The following is an 18,176-nucleotide window of genomic DNA, read 5'->3' on the forward strand; positions in this document are numbered from 1 at the left end:
AAAAAACTTATAAAAATCTCAGGCAAAAGTAATATTTAAAGTCGATTTGCAAAATGTTACAGAACTGTTAATTGATAATTTAGAGAGATTCTAAATAATAAAAACAACCACAAATTAAATTATAACGTATACATTTGTACAAATATATTAAGAATATGAAAATATTAAGTTTGAAAATTAGTGCTTTAGCATTTTTATGTTGTATTATACCTACAACTTCTATTTTTTCACAAGAAGGTACTTTAAGTTTAAATCAAGATAAAAAAATTGAAACGTTACTTGATCTTAAAAAAGAAATAAATAAAAATGAAAATGATTCCGACCGCTATAAAATTCAAATTTATAATGGAAATAGACTAGGTGCTCAAACAGCCCAAAAAGAGTTTAAAGAATCTTTTAAAGACTGGTCATCGACTGATAAATATGAAGAGCCCAACTTTAAAGTTTGGGTTGGAAACTTTAGAACACGATTGGAAGCTGATAGAGCATTAAAACGTATAAAAACTAAATTTCCCAGTGCATTTATTTTTAAGCCACTAAAGAAAAAAGATTAGTTTCTAGAGGGGTATATACCTTGTAATGCAATAATATAGCTAATTCCTAAATAGGGATTTCTTATATAAAAATCAGAATCACCACTTCTAACACTATAGGTTTCATATGTTTTACCTGAAAGTTTTTCAGAGACACTTATTTTCCTTAATTCTTTTGATTCGACTCCCCCTTTTTGTCCTAAATCTATTTCACTTAAATTTTTCCCTTGCCCTTGATGAATTGGAGTTCTTCCTCTAAGATCAGGTAAAGCAAAAGTTGTTCTACCATCGCCTCCATAAGTAGTTCCTAATAAAGAAAACAAAGCTGAATTTTGACTAATAGACAATAACTGCCCATCACAAAATGCCCAACCTCTTGGAGCAAAATTACCAGAAAACATTCTAATTTCTCCTATAAATGCTTCTTGAGCATTAGAAAACGTGGTAGATAAACTTAAAAAAGTTACTAAGATTAAAAATTTAGTTTTCATATATATTCTGTTAGAATTAGAACTACAAGATAAAAAATAAATTAAAATCATAAAAAAAGCGACCAAATTGGTCGCTTTTACTTTTATACTTCATGATATATCTAAATGATATATTATTTAAGTTTCTTCTTAACTTCAACTTCATGGAAAGCTTCAATAATATCGCCTTCCTTAATGTCGTTGTAGTTTTTAATTTGCATACCACAATCGTAACCTTTTGTTACTTCTTTAGCATCGTCTTTAAATCGTTTTAAAGAAGCTAATTCTCCTGTATATACAACAACACCATCTCTAATTAATCTAATACCAGAACTTCTAAGTATTTTACCATTAGTAACCATACAACCTGCAATACTACCTATTTTAGTTACTTTAAATATTTCTCTAATTTCGGCAGTACCTAAAATCTCTTCTTTAAGCTCTGGAGATAACATACCTTCCATAGCATCTTTAAGATCATTTATAGCATCATAGATAATTGAGTATGTTCTAATATCAATTTCTTCTTTATCGGCAATCATTCTTGCATTTCCAACCGGACGCACATTAAATCCTACGATAATAGCATCAGATGCAGATGCTAATAATACATCACTTTCTGTAATGGCACCAACACCTTTATGAAGAATATTAACTTGAATCTCTTCTGTAGATAATTTTTGGAATGAATCTGTTAAGGCTTCAACCGAACCATCTACATCACCTTTAAGGATGATATTTAACTCTTGGAAGTCCCCAAGCGCGATACGACGTCCAATTTCATCAAGTGTAATATGACGTTGTGTTCTAACTGATTGTTCGCGCTGTAACTGTGCACGTTTTGAAGCAATTTGCTTCGCTTCACGTTCATCTTCAAATACATTGAATTTATCTCCAGCTTGTGGTGCACCATCTAAACCAAGAATAGATACTGGTGTTGAAGGTCCTGCTTCAGCAACATCATTACCACGTTCGTCATGCATCGCTTTTACTTTACCACTATTTTTTCCTGCTAGAACATAATCACCAACTTTTAAAGTTCCTGCTTGTACTAATATGGTAGATACATAACCTCTACCTTTATCTAAAAAGGCTTCAACTACAGTACCAACAGCCGCTTTCTTTGGATTTGCTTTTAGCTCTAATAATTCTGCTTCAAGCAATACTTTTTCTAGTAATTCTTTAACACCAGTTCCCATTTTTGCTGAAATATCATGAGATTGGATTTTTCCACCCCAATCTTCAACTAATAGGTTCATTTGCGCTAAGCCCTCTTTAATTCTATCAGGATTAGCATCTGGTTTATCAATTTTATTTATTGCAAAAACAATAGGAACTCCCGCAGCTTGTGCATGCGAAATAGCTTCTTTAGTTTGTGGCATAATATCATCATCGGCAGCAGCTACAATAATAGCAATATCTGTAACTTGAGCACCACGAGCACGCATGGCTGTAAAGGCCTCGTGACCTGGCGTATCTAAAAAGGCTATTTTTTGACCGTTTTCTAACTCTACTCCGTAAGCACCAATATGCTGCGTAATACCTCCAGACTCACCTGCAATTACATTTTCTTGACGAATATAATCTAGGAGTGATGTTTTACCATGATCTACGTGTCCCATTACAGTTACAATTGGCGCACGTGATTTTAAATCTTCTGGTTTATCTTCAACTTCTTCTATAGATTCTTCAATGTCTGCAGTTACAAATTCAACTTGGTAGCCAAATTCGTCGGCTACAATAGATAATGTTTCAGCATCTAAACGCTGATTCATAGTTACCATCATACCAAGAGACATACATGCAGAAATAATTTGAGTCACCCCAACATCCATCATAGTAGCCATTTCACTTGCGGTAACAAACTCTGTTACTTTAATGATTTTACTTTCTGCTGCTTCGATTTGTTGATCGATTTCAGTCTGCTCTCTATGCTTATCTCTTTTATCTCTTCTGTTTTTTGCTCCTCTACCTTTGTTAGATTTTCCTTGAAGTTTTTCAAGTGTTTCTCTAACTTGTTTCTTTACATCTTCTTCAGAAGGCTCTTCTTTAACTACATTACGTCTTCCTTGTCCTGGCTTCCCTTTAAAACGATCGTTAGCTCCTGATCTGTTTGGACCACCAGCTCCAGATCTATTAGGGCCTCCTGATCTGTTTGGACCATTAGAATTCCCTGGTTGATTCCCACCAACTTTACTTATACGACGACGTTTTTTCTTATTAGCAGTATCACCTGCTTTAGCTTCAGGTTTTTTATCGACTGGTTTTTTCTTTGGTTTATTAAATTGAGATAAATCAATTTTATCGCCAGCAATTTTTGGACCAGTCAGTTTTTTATACTGTGTTTCTACCTTTTCATCTGGTATAACTACCTCATCATCAACAATAATTGGAGCTTCTTTTGAAGATGCTTTTTTCTCAGATTTAGGTTTTTCTTCTATAGCTGGTTTAGAAACTTCCGACTTAGTAGGTTTTTTAACTTCTTCCTTGACAACTTCTTCCTTGACAACTTCTTCCTTAACAACCTCTTTTTCAACAACGTCTTCTTTTTTAACTTCCTCCTTGAGATCAGCTGTTTTAACTTCAGCATTTTTAGATTTAGGATTCAAATCAATTTTTCCAACTTGCTTAGGTCCAGAAAGTACTTTAGAGGCTTTTACAACGTCTTCTCTTCTAGCTGATGCTTTTTGTTTTTCTTCAAGTTCACGTTCACGTTGTTCACGCAATACTTCTTTCTCTTTTAACTTAGCAACACCAACTTCTTTAGAAGCTACTTTTTTATTTGCATCTGTTTGAAATTCACCTGAAAGAATTGCATATGTTTCTTCAGAAATTTTCGTAGTAGGTCGCTTCTCAATATCGATACCTTTAGAATCTAAAAATTCAACTGCTCGATCAAGAGAGATATTAAGCTCACGTAATACTTTATTTAATCTAATTGTTTCAGCCATAAATCGCCTTTAAAATACTCAAATATATGTTATTCTTCAAATTCTTCCTTAAGAATTCTTATAACATCTTTAATTGTTTCTTCTTCTAAATCAGTTCTTTTTACTAAATCATTGACTTCTTGCTCTAAAATACTTTTCGCAGTATCTAATCCAGCTTTACTAAATTCGTCTATAATCCATCCTTCAATTTCATCAGAGAACTCTCTTAATTCTACATCTTCTTCGGCTCCCTCTCTAAATACATCTATTTCATAGCCAGTAAGTTGTCCAGCCAAACGTATGTTATGACCACCTCTACCAATTGCTTTACTTACCTCTTCAGGTTTTAAAATAACCTCGGCACGTTTTGTTTCTTCATTAATTTTAATTGAAGTTACTCTTGCAGGACTTAAAGCACGTGTAATATATAATTGTAAATTATTAGTATAATTAATTACATCAATATTTTCATTACCTAGTTCACGAACAATTCCATGAATTCTAGATCCTTTCATTCCTACACAAGCTCCAACAGGATCTATTCTATCATCATAAGAATCTACCGCTACTTTTGCTTTCTCTCCTGGAATTCTAACCACATTTTTTATGGTTATTAAACCATCAAAAACTTCAGGTATTTCTTGTTCAAATAATTTCTCTAAGAACGCAGGAGAACTTCTAGACATCATAATCGTAGGTTTTGCTCCTTTAAGCTCTACACTATCTATAACACCTCTTACATTATCTCCTTTTCTAAAGAAGTCAGATGGAATTTGTCTGTCTTTTGGTAGCACAATTTCATTTCCTTCATCATCCAACAGAATAACTGCCCTGTGACGAATATGATGAACTTCTGCTGTATATATTTCTCCTATTAAATCTTTAAATTGCTTATAGATAATAGTATTATCGTGTTCATGAATCTTAGAAATTAGGTTTTGACGTAATGCTAAAATAGCACGTCTTCCTAAATCTATAAGCTTAACTTCTTCAGATACATCTTCACCAACCTCAAAATCTGGCTCAATTTTACGAGCTTCGGTTAAAGTAATTTCTTGGTTTGGTTCTTCAACCTCTCCATCAGCTACAACAACTCTATTTCTCCATATTTCTAAATCGCCTTTATCAGGGTTTACAATAATATCGAAATTATCATCATCGCCAAATTTCTTTTTTAAGGCACTTCTAAACACATCTTCTAAAATTGCCATTAACGTTACTCTGTCAATTAGCTTATCGTCTTTGAATTCTGAAAAAGATTCAATTAACGCGATATTCTCCATAACTCTTATTGAATTAAAATTTAATCATAACTTTTGCTTCTACAATATCTTTATAAGCGATATTCGCTTCTTTTCTTATAGTTACTTTACCCTTACCAATAGGCTTAGGCTCTCTAACTTTCCATTCTAAAATAATATTATCGTCGGTTGCTTCTGTAAGAGTTCCTTCAAATTCCTCTGAAGTTGTTTTTACTCCAAGCACTCTCTTTAAATGTTTTTTGTACTGTCTTGTATTTACTAATGGAGCCGTTGCACCTGCCGACATAACTTCTAAAGAAAAATCTTGTTCTTCTCTATCTAAATTATGTTCTATAGCTCTACTAATAAACATACAATCTTCAACCAAAACGCCATTATCACCATCAATAATCACTTTTATTTGGTTATCTCCCTGAATAGAAAATTCTATTAGAAATAAATCTTGACGCTCTTCTAGAGCAGTTTCAAGTAATTCTTTAACGGTGTTTTTAAACATTCTTTAGTATAAAAAGAGGGGACTTTACGTCCCCTCATTCTCTTAATTCGCCTTTCAACGGTGCAAATATATGATATTTTAATTGATTTATAAAGTAATTATTTATAAATTTATATGCCTCTCCAATAAACTAAATTATACATAAAAACTTGTTCCTACCGGCTTTTCTAAACAAGCATAAAACACCTTAAAAGTAGCTAATCAACTAGATAAAAAACAGGATTATTAAATACACTTACTTTACACACTCGAAATTTAGCATCAAAAAGCATGCATTTATACTTCTTAGAACAATTTGTGAGGTGTTATGTGTTTTAATAAATTAAAGATTTTGTTATTCCTTCAGGAATCTGAGTTTATTACTACTATAAAAGCTAAAATAGAACGAAAATATTCACATTGAATTTCAACTTTTCTAAATACACAATAAATATTTATAATGATTTGAGTATAGAAAAAGGTATTATGAATTTCTCTAAATCTATAAAAGCAGACTTAATTGGCATGAGCACCAATGGTAGGCAGGGTATTTCTCATTTTTTTAATGGTAGCATTAGTGAAAATTTAGTTAATCATGCTAAACGACCTGTAATAACATTTAATCAAAAAGAAAAATCCTAACTTCTTTCGAAATTAGGATTATCTGTTGGCCCACTAGGGCTCGAACCTAGACTCTTTGGTACCAAAAACCAACGTGTTGCCAGTTACACCATGGGCCAATGTGCAATTGAGGGTGCAAATTTAGAAGAAATTTTTCTTTGCGCAAGCATTTTTTAAAAAATTATAATAAATAAATACTGTTTATTTAAAACACCCTGTATTCTCTATATTAATTGTTATTACTTTTTTAAGAAATTCATATAAATTAATTCTAGGTATGTTAAGACAAACTAAATAGTTATGCCTCATTTCATATTTATTATTAAATTCGCCAAAGCAAATAAACAAAAACTTTTATGATAGATTTTAATTTTAAAAAATGGAATACCATTACAGGATGGTTCTCTTTTTTAATAGCACTTATTACATACAGTTTAACAGTAGAGCCTACCGTTAGTTTTTGGGACGCTGGAGAGTACATTTTAACATCATCAAAACTACAAGTAGGACACCCACCTGGAGCTCCTTTGTTTCAAATGATGGGAGCTTTTTTCTCCATATTTGCTTTTGAGCCTTCACAAATTGGTTGGATGATGAATATGATGAGTGCTGTTTCTAGTGCTTTTACTATTCTGTTTATGTTTTGGACTATTACGTTATTACTTAAAAAATTAATTATAGGTAATGATGCTTTCAATAAAAATCAAGCTATTGCTATTTTAGGAAGTGGTTTAGTTGGTAGTTTAGCTTTTTGTTTTACAGATTCTTTTTGGTTTAATGCTGTTGAAACCGAAGTTTATGCTATGGCAACCTTAATCATGGCTATTTTATTTTGGTTAGGATTACGTTGGGAACAAGACATGGATAAGCCTCGCGGTAACCGTTGGCTTATTTTAATTGCTTTTGTTATTGGACTTTCTTTTGGAGTTCACTTTATGGGATTATTAACCATTCCTGCTATCGGACTTATATACTATTTTAAAAACTATAAAGATATTACTCTTAAAAACTTCATAATTGCTAATGTGGTTTCAGTTGGTGTTTTATTGTTTGTTTTTAAATTATTAGCTCCTAACATTCTAAAAATATTTAGTGCTTTAGAAATCTTTTTTGTTAACACTATTGGACTTCCTTTTAATTCAGGATCTATTATTGCAGGTATATTATTAATTGCTATTATTTACTACGGTTTAAAATACACTAGAAAAAAACAATACACGCATCTAAATACCGCTATTCTTTGTTTAACGTTTGTTATAATTGGGTTTTCTACTTGGTTAATGCTGCCTATTCGTGCTAATGCTAATGTGGTTATTAACGAAAACAACCCTTCTAGTGCTAGAGAATTATTGGCATACTATAATTTAGAACAATATCCTGAAACACACTTGTTTTACGGGCCACAATTTACTGATAAATATGCGTATTTAGATGAAAAAGAGCCTTATGTAGACGACAAACCTAAATATGAAAAAGATTTAGAAAAAGGAGAATATGTTATTGTAAACGATTATAAAAAAGCAAAACAAAACTACAACAAAAAACAAGCTTCTATTCTTCCTCGTATGTGGAGTGGAGAACATGCTGAAAATTATATGATGTTTTCAGGTTTTTTAGATTTTAAGGTAAAAACCAGTTTACAAAACACGTTTTACAACGAAGCTATGAATTTAGGAGCATCGGAAGAACAAGCGAATACCTATGCTTTAAATCGAGTAACTCAATATAAAACAAAAATAATCGAATTTAAAAACCAAGTAGCACAAGGTCTTGTAGACTACGAAGATTACGACAAGTTTTTATCAAAAGAAAAGAATTTTATTGAAATAGAAAAGCCTTCTTTAGGCAGTAATATAGCCTACATGTTAGAATACCAATTAGGCTATATGTACTGGCGCTATTTTATGTGGAATTTCTCTGGAAGACAAGATGATATTCAAGGACGTTACGACAACCATGGAAATTGGATGTCTGGAATAAAGCTAGTTGACGAATGGCATTTAGGCTACTCCCAAGATAATTTACCTAGCGACGTTAAAAACAACAAAGCAAGAAACACCTATTACTTGCTTCCACTTATATTAGGTATATTAGGGTTCTTCTTTTTATTTAACAAAGACAAAAAACTGTTTTGGGTGATGCTTATATTTTTCCTTTTTACAGGAATCGCTATTCAAGTTTACACCAACGTACGCCCTTTTGAACCAAGAGAACGTGATTACTCGGTTGTAGGATCTTTTTACGTATTTGCTCTTTGGATAGGTTTTGGTGTTTATGCCGTTTATGATACGCTTAAAAAATATTTACCAAAAAAATTGGCAGCACCAATAATATCAATTGCCTGCTTAATTTTAGTGCCTTGCATCATGGCTGCTAACAATTGGGACGACCATGATAGATCTGATAAATATACCGCTAGGTCAATGGCAAAAAAATATTTAGATTCCTGTGAAAAAAATGGTATTTTATTTACCATTGGCGATAACGATACTTTTGCGCTTTGGTATGCTCAAGAAATTGAAGGTTACAGAACTGATGTACGCGTTGTTAATACCAGTTTATTTCAAACCGATTGGTATATAGACCAAATGAAGCGTAAAGCTTATGAAAGCGAACCGGTTCCATCTCAATTAACGCACGATTTATATAAATATGGTACAAATGATTATATAGTTATCGAGGAAGTCATTCCAGATACTTTAGAAATTAAACAGTTTTTAAATTTTATTGATAGTGACAATCCTAAAACAAAATATAAATATGTTTTACAACATAATGGTTATGATTTATCAAAAGTAAGATCGCAAGATTTAAAGGCAAGTTATATGCCAACACCAAACTTAAGAATTCCGGTAAATAAAGAAAATGCTTTAAAATCAGGGATTGTAAGAGAAAAAGATACTGATAAAATTGTGCCTTATATTGATATTCATGTCACAGGCGGAGCACTATACAAGAACAGATTGTTGATGCTAGATATTGTAGCCAATAATGAGTGGAAACGTCCTATATATTTTACAGGAGGAAGTTTTGGTGACGATGATTACCTTTGGATGAAAGACTACCTACAGTTAGACGGTATGTGCTACAAATTAGTACCTATTAAAAGCGAGCTTGACAGAAGTAACCCGTTTGAAATGGGACGGGTTGATGCCGATTTAATGTATGAAAAGGTTAAAACATGGGATTGGGGCAATAGTGGCAGCTCTAATATTTACCATGATCCTGAAACTCGTAAAAACTCAATAACTTATAGAAGTAATTTAGCCCGATTAATTGAAAAATTAATTAATGAAAAGAAACTAGACAAGGCTGAAGAAATTGCAGATATAGCCATGACAAATATGCCCGTTGAATATTTTGGGTATTACACCCTTTTAGAACCTTATATTGGCGCATATTACGAAGTTGGAAACAAAGAGAAAGCACAACAATTATTTAAAGAAGTTGCTAATAAATATCAAGAAAACCTAACGTATTATAGTAGTTTAAAAGTTGATAAACAAGAGCGTTTGTTTGAAGATATCTATACAGATATTCAACGCTACAAAGGATTAGTTGATGTTTTAGTTGAATACGACACTGAGTTTGCTAAAACCGAAGGTGAAACATTTAATAATTATCTAATATTATTAAAATCATTATACGGTGAAGGTGAAACTTCAAGTGAACAACGACAAGACATCGATATTCCTACTGATAGTAGCGTAGAAATTGAATAGTTTTAAGGTTATGGCCTTAATAACCCCAATAAAAACACCATTAGTTGTAAAGAAGATGTTCCCAAATTATATTTGGGACATCGCTTCAACTAGCAAAACAATCTACCTTACTTTTGATGATGGCCCTACTCCAGAAATTACAAACTGGACATTACAAACCTTAGAAAAATTTAATGCAAAAGCGACTTTTTTTTGCATTGGAAATAATGTTGACAAACATCCTGATATTTTTCAAAATATAGTAAAAGCAGGTCACGCCATTGGCAACCACACACACAACCATATTAAAGGTTGGAAAACAAAGGCTGAAGCATATATTGAAAACATTGAGTTATGTGAATCTGAATTCAAAAATCAGATTCCAAATAATCAATCATTAACCACGAACCTTTTTAGACCTCCTTACGGACAAATTTCTCCTAAACAAGGAAAGCTACTAAGAAGTAAAGGCTATAAAATAATTATGTGGGATATTTTATCTTTTGATTGGGATGCCAATGTAAGTAAAGAAACTTGTTTAGATAATGTGATTAAAAAAACAAGCGATGGAAGTGTTGTTGTATTTCATGATAGTATAAAAGCTTCTGAAAATATGCAATACGTTTTACCTAAAGTGTTGGAGTATTTTAATGAAAAAGGATATTGTTTTAAAGCTTTAAATTGGACTGTTTAAAACTAGTAATAAAGCTAATTGATGTTCTAAGTTTGCGTTAGGGATTGATGCGGCATCCTTTTTATGTTGGATTCCTGCCTTCGCAGGAATGACAAAAATAAAAAGATATAGCGGAAAGCCCGACCCTTGTGGTAACGAACAAGTATTTAAATATATTCTTGAATAATACTAATGAGTGTATTAGCATCTTGCTCTCCACTTTGACGCCATTTCATTTCGCCATTTTTGTAAACAATTAGCGTTGGCAAACCTTTTACGCGTAAAGCTTCTGCTAATTCTTGATTTTTTTCAACATCAATTTTAATTACCTTAGCCTTATCGCCCATTGCTGCGGCTACATCGCGTAATACCGGATGCATAGCTGTAGATTGCTCATTCCATTCTGTATAAAAATCTAACAGAACAGGGATATCTACATCGATAAGCTCTCCAAATTTTGACATATCATAAAAGTTTTAAGTCAACTTATAATTTTACAAACGTACAATTTTTATTTTTGTTTGAAAATCAACATTTTAATCACTTTGATTTATACCTATTTATAAATATAAACAATTTTGTTTTAATTACAATAAATCTTAGCGTTTAAGCAGGTTTAACACCTTTTTTAAGTTCTATTACTGTAATTTCTGGCCAGATACCAACACGTCCAGGAAATGCTAAATAACCAAATCCTCTATTTACATTTATGTATTGTCCCATTTCTTGATAAATACCTGCCCAATATTTATAACGCCATTTTACAGGACTCCATTTAAACCAACCTGGGATTTCTATACCAAATTGCATACCATGGGTATGCCCGCTTAGGGTTAAATGATAATGATAATCGTCTTGAATTACTTTATTTTCCCAATGCGACGGATCGTGACTCATTAATATTTTAAAATCGTTAGCATCAATATTTTGAGATGCCTTTTTTAAATCTCCTGACGTTTTAAAACCTCCAACACCCCAATTTTCTACACCAACCAAAGCAATGCGTTCTTCACCTTTCTCTAAAAACCGACTTTCATTCAATAATAAATCAAAACCTATTTCCTTTTGAAGCGCTTTTAAATCTTCTAAATTTTGATGTTTTGCTTCATCTGAATCCCATTTAACATAATCGCCATAATCATGGTTTCCTAAAACAGAAAACAAACCGTCTTTGGCTTTTAACTTTCCAAAAATATTTATATATGGTTTTAATTCTTCAGCTTTATTATTTACCATATCGCCAGTAAATAATATGACATCACTCTGTTGTTCATTTACTAGGTCTATGGCATATTCTACTTTCTCTACATCGTCAAAACTACCGGAATGAATATCACTAATCTGAGTAACTTTATAACCATCAAAAGCCGCTGGTAAATCTTCAAAATACATAGTGTATTTTAAAACCTTAAAATTGTACCGTCCTTTATAAATACCGTAAATTATAGACGCTAAAGGAATGGCTGCCAAACCAAGCGCTAGTTTGCTTACAAATTGTCTTCTAGAAACAAAATACTGTCCTTTTGCAGCATCACCGGCTGTAAAATAACTATAAATAGCTTGGGGCACTCTAAAAATATCTTCGGCAAGCATACCAAATGACAAAACTATTTTTGGAATTAAAACAGCTATTAAAAAGCCAAATGCATAAGCGTGTGCATGTGTAAAATCATCTCTATTTAAGCCGTAATAACGAAAAACGAAATTACCTAATACTAGAATAGAAACCAACCAGTATAATATTTGAATCCAATTATTTTTTACAACCGTTTTAAAGGCTTGAAAGGCATATAAGTCTGCAACAATAAAAATAATTAGAAAAATAATCCAACGAAGCATAATTCTTTTTTTTACCAAAGATAACAGTATTGCAAAGTAATCATTGATAGCTATGTTTTATTTAACTAATTGTTAAGATTTACCTCTTTAAAGAATGAAATCTGAATATCTTATTTTAAGCATAACTTTTCGTAGTTTTGGTTTTCTATCAAAACAAACAAAATGTCTGACAACAAACGCGTCTTTTTAGTTGATGCTTTCGCATTAATTTTTCGTGGCTATTATGCCTTTATAAAAAACCCTAGAATCAATTCAAAAGGATTAGATACCTCAGCTATTATGGGGTTTATGAATTCGCTTTTAGATGTTATAAAACGAGAACGCCCCGATCATTTGGCCGTTTGTTTTGATAAAGGCGGAAGCGCAGACCGTGTAGAAATGTACGAGGCGTACAAAGCCAACAGAGACGAAACACCAGAAGCCATAAAAATAGCCGTTCCTATTATTCAAGATATTTTAAAAGCCATGCATATTCCTATCATGGTAAAGGAAGGTTTTGAAGCCGATGATGTTATAGGAACCCTAGCAAAACAAGCCGAAAAAGAAGGCTACCAAACCTTTATGGTAACGCCCGATAAAGATTTTGCGCAATTGGTTTCTGAAAACATTTTTATGTACCGACCTGTTTTTGGTGGTGGTTACGAAACTTGGGGTATTCCTGAGGTTCAGAAAAAGTTTGAAGTGACAGACCCAATACAAGTAATTGACTTTTTAGGGATGATGGGAGATTCTAGTGATAATATCCCTGGACTTCCTGGTGTTGGCGAAAAAACAGCCAAAAAGTTTTTAGCGGCTTATGGTAGTATGGAAAATCTTTTAGCAAATACACACGAGCTAAAAGGTAAAATGAAAGAGAAAATTGAAGCCAATGGTGAATTAGGTCTGCTTTCAAAAAAGCTAGCAACCATCATGCTAGACGTACCCGTAACCTTTAATGCTAAAGATTTTGAATTAGATCAACCCGATATTCCTAAAGTTGTCGAGATTTTTCAAGAATTAGAATTTAGACGCTTAATTGATAACTTCACTAAGACATTTGCTGTTGAAGCGCCTCCTACTGATGCTGAAAAAACTTCAGAAAAAACAGAAGTTAAAGCTGCTACACCAAAAGAAACGGCTTCGGCAGGTGCTGGTCAATTTTCATTATTTGGAGCAGATCCTTCTAGTGCTACTGAAACCGAAACAGTATCCGAATTTACTAGAAAAACGAATGAAACTACTTCGCACTTTTACCAAAGTGTAACACCAGGAATGGCAACAAAACTATTCATTAAAAATTTAATGAACCAAACCTCGGTGTGTTTTGATACGGAAACCACAGGTTTAAATCCGCTTGTTGCAGAATTGGTGGGTATTGCTTTTTCATGGGAAGTTGGTAAAGGTTTTTATGTACCATTTCCTGAAAGTAAAGACGAAGCCCAAGAACTTATAGAACAGTTACGTCCGTTTTTTGAAAGTGAGAGCATTCAGAAAATTGGTCAGAATTTAAAATACGATATTAAAGTCCTTGCAAAATATAACATCACCGTAAAAGGCAAATTATTCGATACCATGTTAGCGCATTATCTTATCAATCCAGATATGCGACATAGTATGGATGTATTGGCAGAAACCTATTTAAACTATACACCCATTTCTATTACAGAATTAATTGGGAAAAAAGGCAAGAATCAATTATCAATGCGTGAGGTTCCGTTAGAAAAACAAACCGAATATGCTGTTGAAGATGCCGATATTACACTTCAATTAAAAGAACATTTTCAAAAAGAATTAGGCGATGCTAATACTCAAAAACTGTTTAATGATATTGAAATTCCGTTGCTTCGTGTGTTAGCAGCTATGGAAGTTGAAGGAATTAATTTAGATGTTGCTTTTTTAAATTCCCTTTCGGAAGACTTGAATAACGACATAAAAACATTAGAAACAAAAATCTATGAAACCGCTGGTGAGGAGTTCAATATTGCATCTCCAAAACAGTTAGGAATCATTCTTTTTGAAAAACTAAAACTAGTTGATAAGCCTAAAAAAACGAAAACAGGACAGTATGCCACTGGCGAAGATATTTTATCCTATTTAGCAAAAGAGCACGATATTATTCAGAATATTTTAGACTATCGCGGCTTAGCGAAACTAAAAAGCACTTATGTAGATGCGCTTCCAACACAGGTTGAAGAAGCTACAGGCAGAGTACATACCGATTATATGCAAACCGTTGCTGCTACTGGGCGTTTAAGTAGTAACAATCCGAATTTACAAAACATTCCTATTCGTACCGAACGTGGAAGACAAGTGCGTAAAGCCTTTGTTCCTCGTAATGACGAGTACACTTTATTAGCTGCAGATTATTCGCAAATAGAACTTCGTATTATTGCGGCTTTAAGTAAGGAAGAAACCATGATTGAAGCTTTTAAAAATGGCGAAGATATTCACGCGTCTACCGCTTCAAAAGTATTTAATGTGGCTTTAGAAGACGTGACTCGTGAACAACGTAGCAATGCGAAAACTGTAAACTTCGGAATTATTTATGGCGTGTCTGCTTTCGGATTGAGCAACCAAACCGATTTATCTCGTGGAGAAGCCAAAGAACTTATTGATACCTATTATGAAACCTATCCGAAACTTCGCGCTTACATGAGTGAGCAAGTCGATTTTGCTCGCGATAATGGTTATGTACAAACCGTTTTAGGACGTCGTCGTTATTTAAAAGATATCGATTCGCGAAATGCTGTGGTGCGTGGTGCTGCTGAACGTAATGCCGTTAACGCACCTATTCAAGGTAGTGCTGCCGATATTATTAAAATTGCCATGATTAATATTTATAACAAGCTAGAAGCTGGCAACTACAAAACCAAAATGCTTTTACAAGTGCATGATGAATTGGTGTTTGATGTTTATAAACCTGAACTAGAAACTATTAAAACATTGGTTAAAACCGAAATGGAAAATGCGTTTATATTAGATGTGCCGTTAGATGTTGAAGTTGGTATTGGGATCGATTGGTTGGAGGCGCATTAAAACACCCCTAAAGTCCCCTCGAGGGGACAATCTAGGCCAATAAGCATTTCTTTTAAATTTTAATAAAGCATGTACAAATTAGACTTCTTTATTTAAATACTGAAACTCAGAAAGCTCATTTCTTTAATAAAAAATTCTAAAAAGAACTAAAAACATTATAACAACTTGAACAAATATCCCCTTGAGTGGATTATAGAGGTGTACAGAAAAACATTAACCATTAACCAACACCCAAAGCTCCACTTCTTCTTCAGAACGCCAATTTTGCTCACGCATGGTTTTGTTAGACCCCGCTTTCACTTTTCTTTTTAAACAGGCGTCTAATTTAAAACGTCCGCCTTTAGCTAATTCTTTCTCTATAGGATGGTCTTTTGCAACATCGGTTATTTGGGCTAAATTCGAAAATATAATAACGAGTTTTCCTTCTGGTAAAAGTCTTTTTTTAGCTTCAGTAAAAAACTCTGGAAATAGGGTGTCATTATAGAAAATAGCTTCATCATTTTTATCCATGTCTGGAGATGCTGGCAACCACGGTGGGTTAAAAACAATCAATTCGGTCTGCTTTTCAAACTTACCAAAAAGCGAAGCGAAATCGAGTTCTATTTTCCGAGACATTTTTGTGTCGCCCATAGATTCTGTAAGTCCAACAATAGCATTAGGATTGGTATCGGTTCCGAAAACCTTTTGAAAACCATGTTTTACCATTTGAAAATCCAATACGCCACTTCCAATACCCACATCTATAGCCGATTTTTTAGCACCTCCGTAACGTTTCAACCAATTATCGAACAGTATTAAATGATCGAACCTTGTTGGAAAATAAACACCATAATAAGGATGGATTTTATTTCGTAATACAGGAAGTAAAATACCATTTTGATGCCATTGCCAAGAGCTATTTAATCCTTGAACTTTAGAAAAAGGCAATAAGAAATGACTAACTTCTGGATACAATTTTGCTAACCAACCAATAGCAGGTGCTTTTTTTACGGTTAATTTATGATCTACAATTTTTATATAAATAAGACTTGATAACTTTCTATATGCCGAACGATACGCGCGTTGCTCTTGAAATGTTTTATTAGGCAAAGTTTTTTTAAGATGCTTATGCAACTCATTAAGTAGCAATAAACCGTTACTATAAAATTCTGTTATTTGTATAGGCTTACCGGCTTCTAAACCTTTAATGGTACGCGTAATATTTATAGATTTATTAAATTGTGCTAATGGCTTTTCTGGTAAAAAAGGCACGGGTTTGTTTACATGTATATCTGTAATCATCGTTTTGTTCTAAATTGAAACGGATTGCAGAGTAATGACTTTAGCAAGTCGTAAGATTAAAAATTCACTATTATAATAGTTACTTACTAGCAATCAGGCATTAAGTTGGCCACTAGGGTTTCATTAATCAAATTAAAGACTTAAGAAAGAAAGTCTAAAAATTTCGCTGAAGTCATGCGAAATGTTAATTAATATCAACAGATAAATAATGAGACAAAGGTACTTTTTTAAAACAGGTTTAAGGAATGATTTTAAAGGAATATATAAACCATAAAAAGCCATGGTTTGGCTTTAATAAAAAAGCAGAAATGAGTTCTTATTTTTTTGATACGGAAATAGATAGTAGTTTAAATTAGTTGGTGACGCATTAAAACTCATTATTTTAATTTAATTTTGCATTCATTTTAATGTTATGAGTATAATTTCGAAAGATATTTTAAAAGCAATTTCCATTTTAAATAATGAAGACTTAGTTGCTATTCCAACCGAAACCGTTTATGGTTTAGCTGGAAATATTTATAGTGACAAGGCTATTAACGCTATTTTCAAAACTAAAAAACGACCTTTTTTTAATCCGTTAATTGTACATATTCCTTCTATTGATGCTTTAGAAACTATTGCTATAAACATTCCTGAAAAAGCAAAACAATTAGCAAATGCTTTTTGGCCAGGATCTTTAACTTTAGTTTTAAAAAAGAAACAAAATATTCCAGATATAATTACAGCCGGTAAAGACACTGTTGCTGTTAGAGTACCAAATCATCCGTTAACACTAGAATTATTAGAGAAACTCTCGTTTCCTTTGGCAGCTCCTAGTGCAAATCCTTTTGGTAGTATTAGCCCAACTTCTGCAAAACATGTAGAGAACTATTTTAAAAATGACATTAAAATGGTTTTAGATGGCGGCGCCTGTAAAAATGGTATTGAATCAACCATTGTTGGTTTCGAAAATGAAAACCCAGTTATTTATCGATTAGGCTCTATTTCAATTGAAGATATAGAATCTGTAGTTGGTAAAATTTCAGTTAATAATAAAAAAGAGATTAAACCAGACGCTCCTGGAATGCTGGCACGCCATTATGCACCATCGACAGACACAATTTTAACAGATAATATTTTAGAAGAAATAAAAAAGCATTCTGGTAAACAAATTGGTGTTATTGTTTTTAATACTTTATTAAAAAATGATTCTATAAAAAAACTTATCACCCTTTCTGAAAAAGCCGATTTAAATGAAGCAACAGCCAATTTATATAATGCCTTGCACCAACTTGATAGTGAACATTTAGATGTTATAATTGCTGAAAAATTTCCAGATTATGGTTTAGGAAAATCTATAAACGACAGATTGCAAAGAGCTACTTTTAAAGACTAAT

Annotated in this window: 12 protein-coding genes, 1 tRNA gene and 1 pseudogene; 6 read left to right on the forward strand and 8 right to left on the reverse strand. The window is 32.7% G+C overall.

Features of this window, described 5'->3' with window-relative positions:
* Positions 1-155 precede the first annotated feature (155 nt).
* A complete protein-coding gene (locus tag ACH5TW_RS08345) occupies positions 156-554 on the forward strand; it encodes an SPOR domain-containing protein (RefSeq protein WP_439336049.1) in 399 nt (132 codons plus the stop codon).
* Here ACH5TW_RS08345 and ACH5TW_RS08350 read toward each other — a convergent pair.
* The 4 genes from ACH5TW_RS08350 to rimP all read right to left on the reverse strand — a co-directional run bounded on the left by ACH5TW_RS08350 (position 551) and on the right by rimP (position 5,691).
* Positions 551-934 carry a phage tail protein gene (locus ACH5TW_RS08350; RefSeq protein ID WP_439337501.1) on the reverse strand — a complete coding sequence of 128 codons (384 nt, stop codon included), beginning with the start codon at positions 932-934 and terminating at the stop codon, positions 551-553. The genes ACH5TW_RS08345 and ACH5TW_RS08350 overlap by 4 nt on opposite strands.
* A 203-nt stretch (positions 935-1,137) precedes the next feature.
* Entirely contained in the window at positions 1,138-3,954 is a 2,817-nt protein-coding gene (gene infB, locus ACH5TW_RS08355) for a translation initiation factor IF-2 (RefSeq protein WP_439336050.1), read from the reverse strand.
* Between the two features lie 29 nt (positions 3,955-3,983).
* Positions 3,984-5,216, reverse strand: a complete 1,233-nt coding sequence (nusA, locus tag ACH5TW_RS08360; RefSeq protein ID WP_439336051.1) for a transcription termination factor NusA — start codon at positions 5,214-5,216, stop codon at positions 3,984-3,986.
* Positions 5,217-5,229: 13 nt separating this feature from the next.
* Positions 5,230-5,691, reverse strand: a complete 462-nt coding sequence (rimP, locus tag ACH5TW_RS08365; RefSeq protein ID WP_439336052.1) for a ribosome assembly cofactor RimP — start codon at positions 5,689-5,691, stop codon at positions 5,230-5,232.
* A 426-nt stretch (positions 5,692-6,117) separates the two neighbouring features.
* Between rimP and ACH5TW_RS08370 the strand changes: the two are divergent.
* A pseudogene (locus ACH5TW_RS08370) lies at positions 6,118-6,312 on the forward strand (universal stress protein); the annotation flags it as partial.
* A gap of 25 nt (positions 6,313-6,337) precedes the next feature.
* Here ACH5TW_RS08370 and ACH5TW_RS08375 read toward each other — a convergent pair.
* Positions 6,338-6,410 (reverse strand) — tRNA-Gln (locus tag ACH5TW_RS08375).
* A gap of 237 nt (positions 6,411-6,647) precedes the next feature.
* Here ACH5TW_RS08375 and ACH5TW_RS08380 point away from each other — a divergent pair.
* Positions 6,648-10,013, forward strand: a complete 3,366-nt coding sequence (locus tag ACH5TW_RS08380) for a glycosyltransferase family 117 protein (protein ID WP_439336053.1) — start codon at positions 6,648-6,650, stop codon at positions 10,011-10,013.
* A gap of 10 nt (positions 10,014-10,023) precedes the next feature.
* Positions 10,024-10,686 carry a polysaccharide deacetylase family protein gene (locus ACH5TW_RS08385; RefSeq protein ID WP_439336054.1) on the forward strand — a complete coding sequence of 221 codons (663 nt, stop codon included), beginning with the start codon at positions 10,024-10,026 and terminating at the stop codon, positions 10,684-10,686.
* A 146-nt stretch (positions 10,687-10,832) separates the two neighbouring features.
* On the opposite strand, the gene ACH5TW_RS08390 is transcribed toward ACH5TW_RS08385, so the two are convergent.
* Both ACH5TW_RS08390 and ACH5TW_RS08395 read right to left on the reverse strand, forming a co-directional pair.
* Positions 10,833-11,129: a thioredoxin family protein gene (locus tag ACH5TW_RS08390; RefSeq protein ID WP_439336055.1), complete on the reverse strand. Its 297-nt coding sequence runs from the start codon at positions 11,127-11,129 to the stop codon at positions 10,833-10,835.
* 142 nt (positions 11,130-11,271) lie between these two features.
* On the reverse strand, positions 11,272-12,504 hold the full coding sequence (locus tag ACH5TW_RS08395) for a metallophosphoesterase (protein WP_439336056.1): 1,233 nt from the start codon (positions 12,502-12,504) through the stop codon (positions 11,272-11,274).
* 162 nt (positions 12,505-12,666) lie between these two features.
* Here ACH5TW_RS08395 and polA point away from each other — a divergent pair, with 162 nt between their 5' ends.
* Positions 12,667-15,519 (forward strand): DNA polymerase I, encoded by a 2,853-nt coding sequence (gene polA, locus ACH5TW_RS08400; protein ID WP_439336057.1) that lies wholly within the window; start codon positions 12,667-12,669, stop codon positions 15,517-15,519.
* A 213-nt stretch (positions 15,520-15,732) separates the two neighbouring features.
* On the opposite strand, the gene ACH5TW_RS08405 is transcribed toward polA, so the two are convergent.
* Entirely contained in the window at positions 15,733-16,800 is a 1,068-nt protein-coding gene (locus tag ACH5TW_RS08405; RefSeq protein WP_439336058.1) for a methyltransferase, read from the reverse strand.
* 412 nt (positions 16,801-17,212) lie between these two features.
* Here ACH5TW_RS08405 and ACH5TW_RS08410 point away from each other — a divergent pair, with 412 nt between their 5' ends.
* A complete protein-coding gene (locus tag ACH5TW_RS08410; RefSeq protein WP_439336059.1) occupies positions 17,213-18,175 on the forward strand; it encodes an L-threonylcarbamoyladenylate synthase in 963 nt (320 codons plus the stop codon).
* The last annotated feature ends 1 nt before the right edge of the window (position 18,176 follow it).

Origin of the sequence: Thalassobellus sediminis (assembly GCF_044386045.1) — a bacterium.
In the GTDB taxonomy this organism is placed as follows: Bacteria; Bacteroidota; Bacteroidia; order Flavobacteriales; family Flavobacteriaceae; genus Thalassobellus; species Thalassobellus sediminis.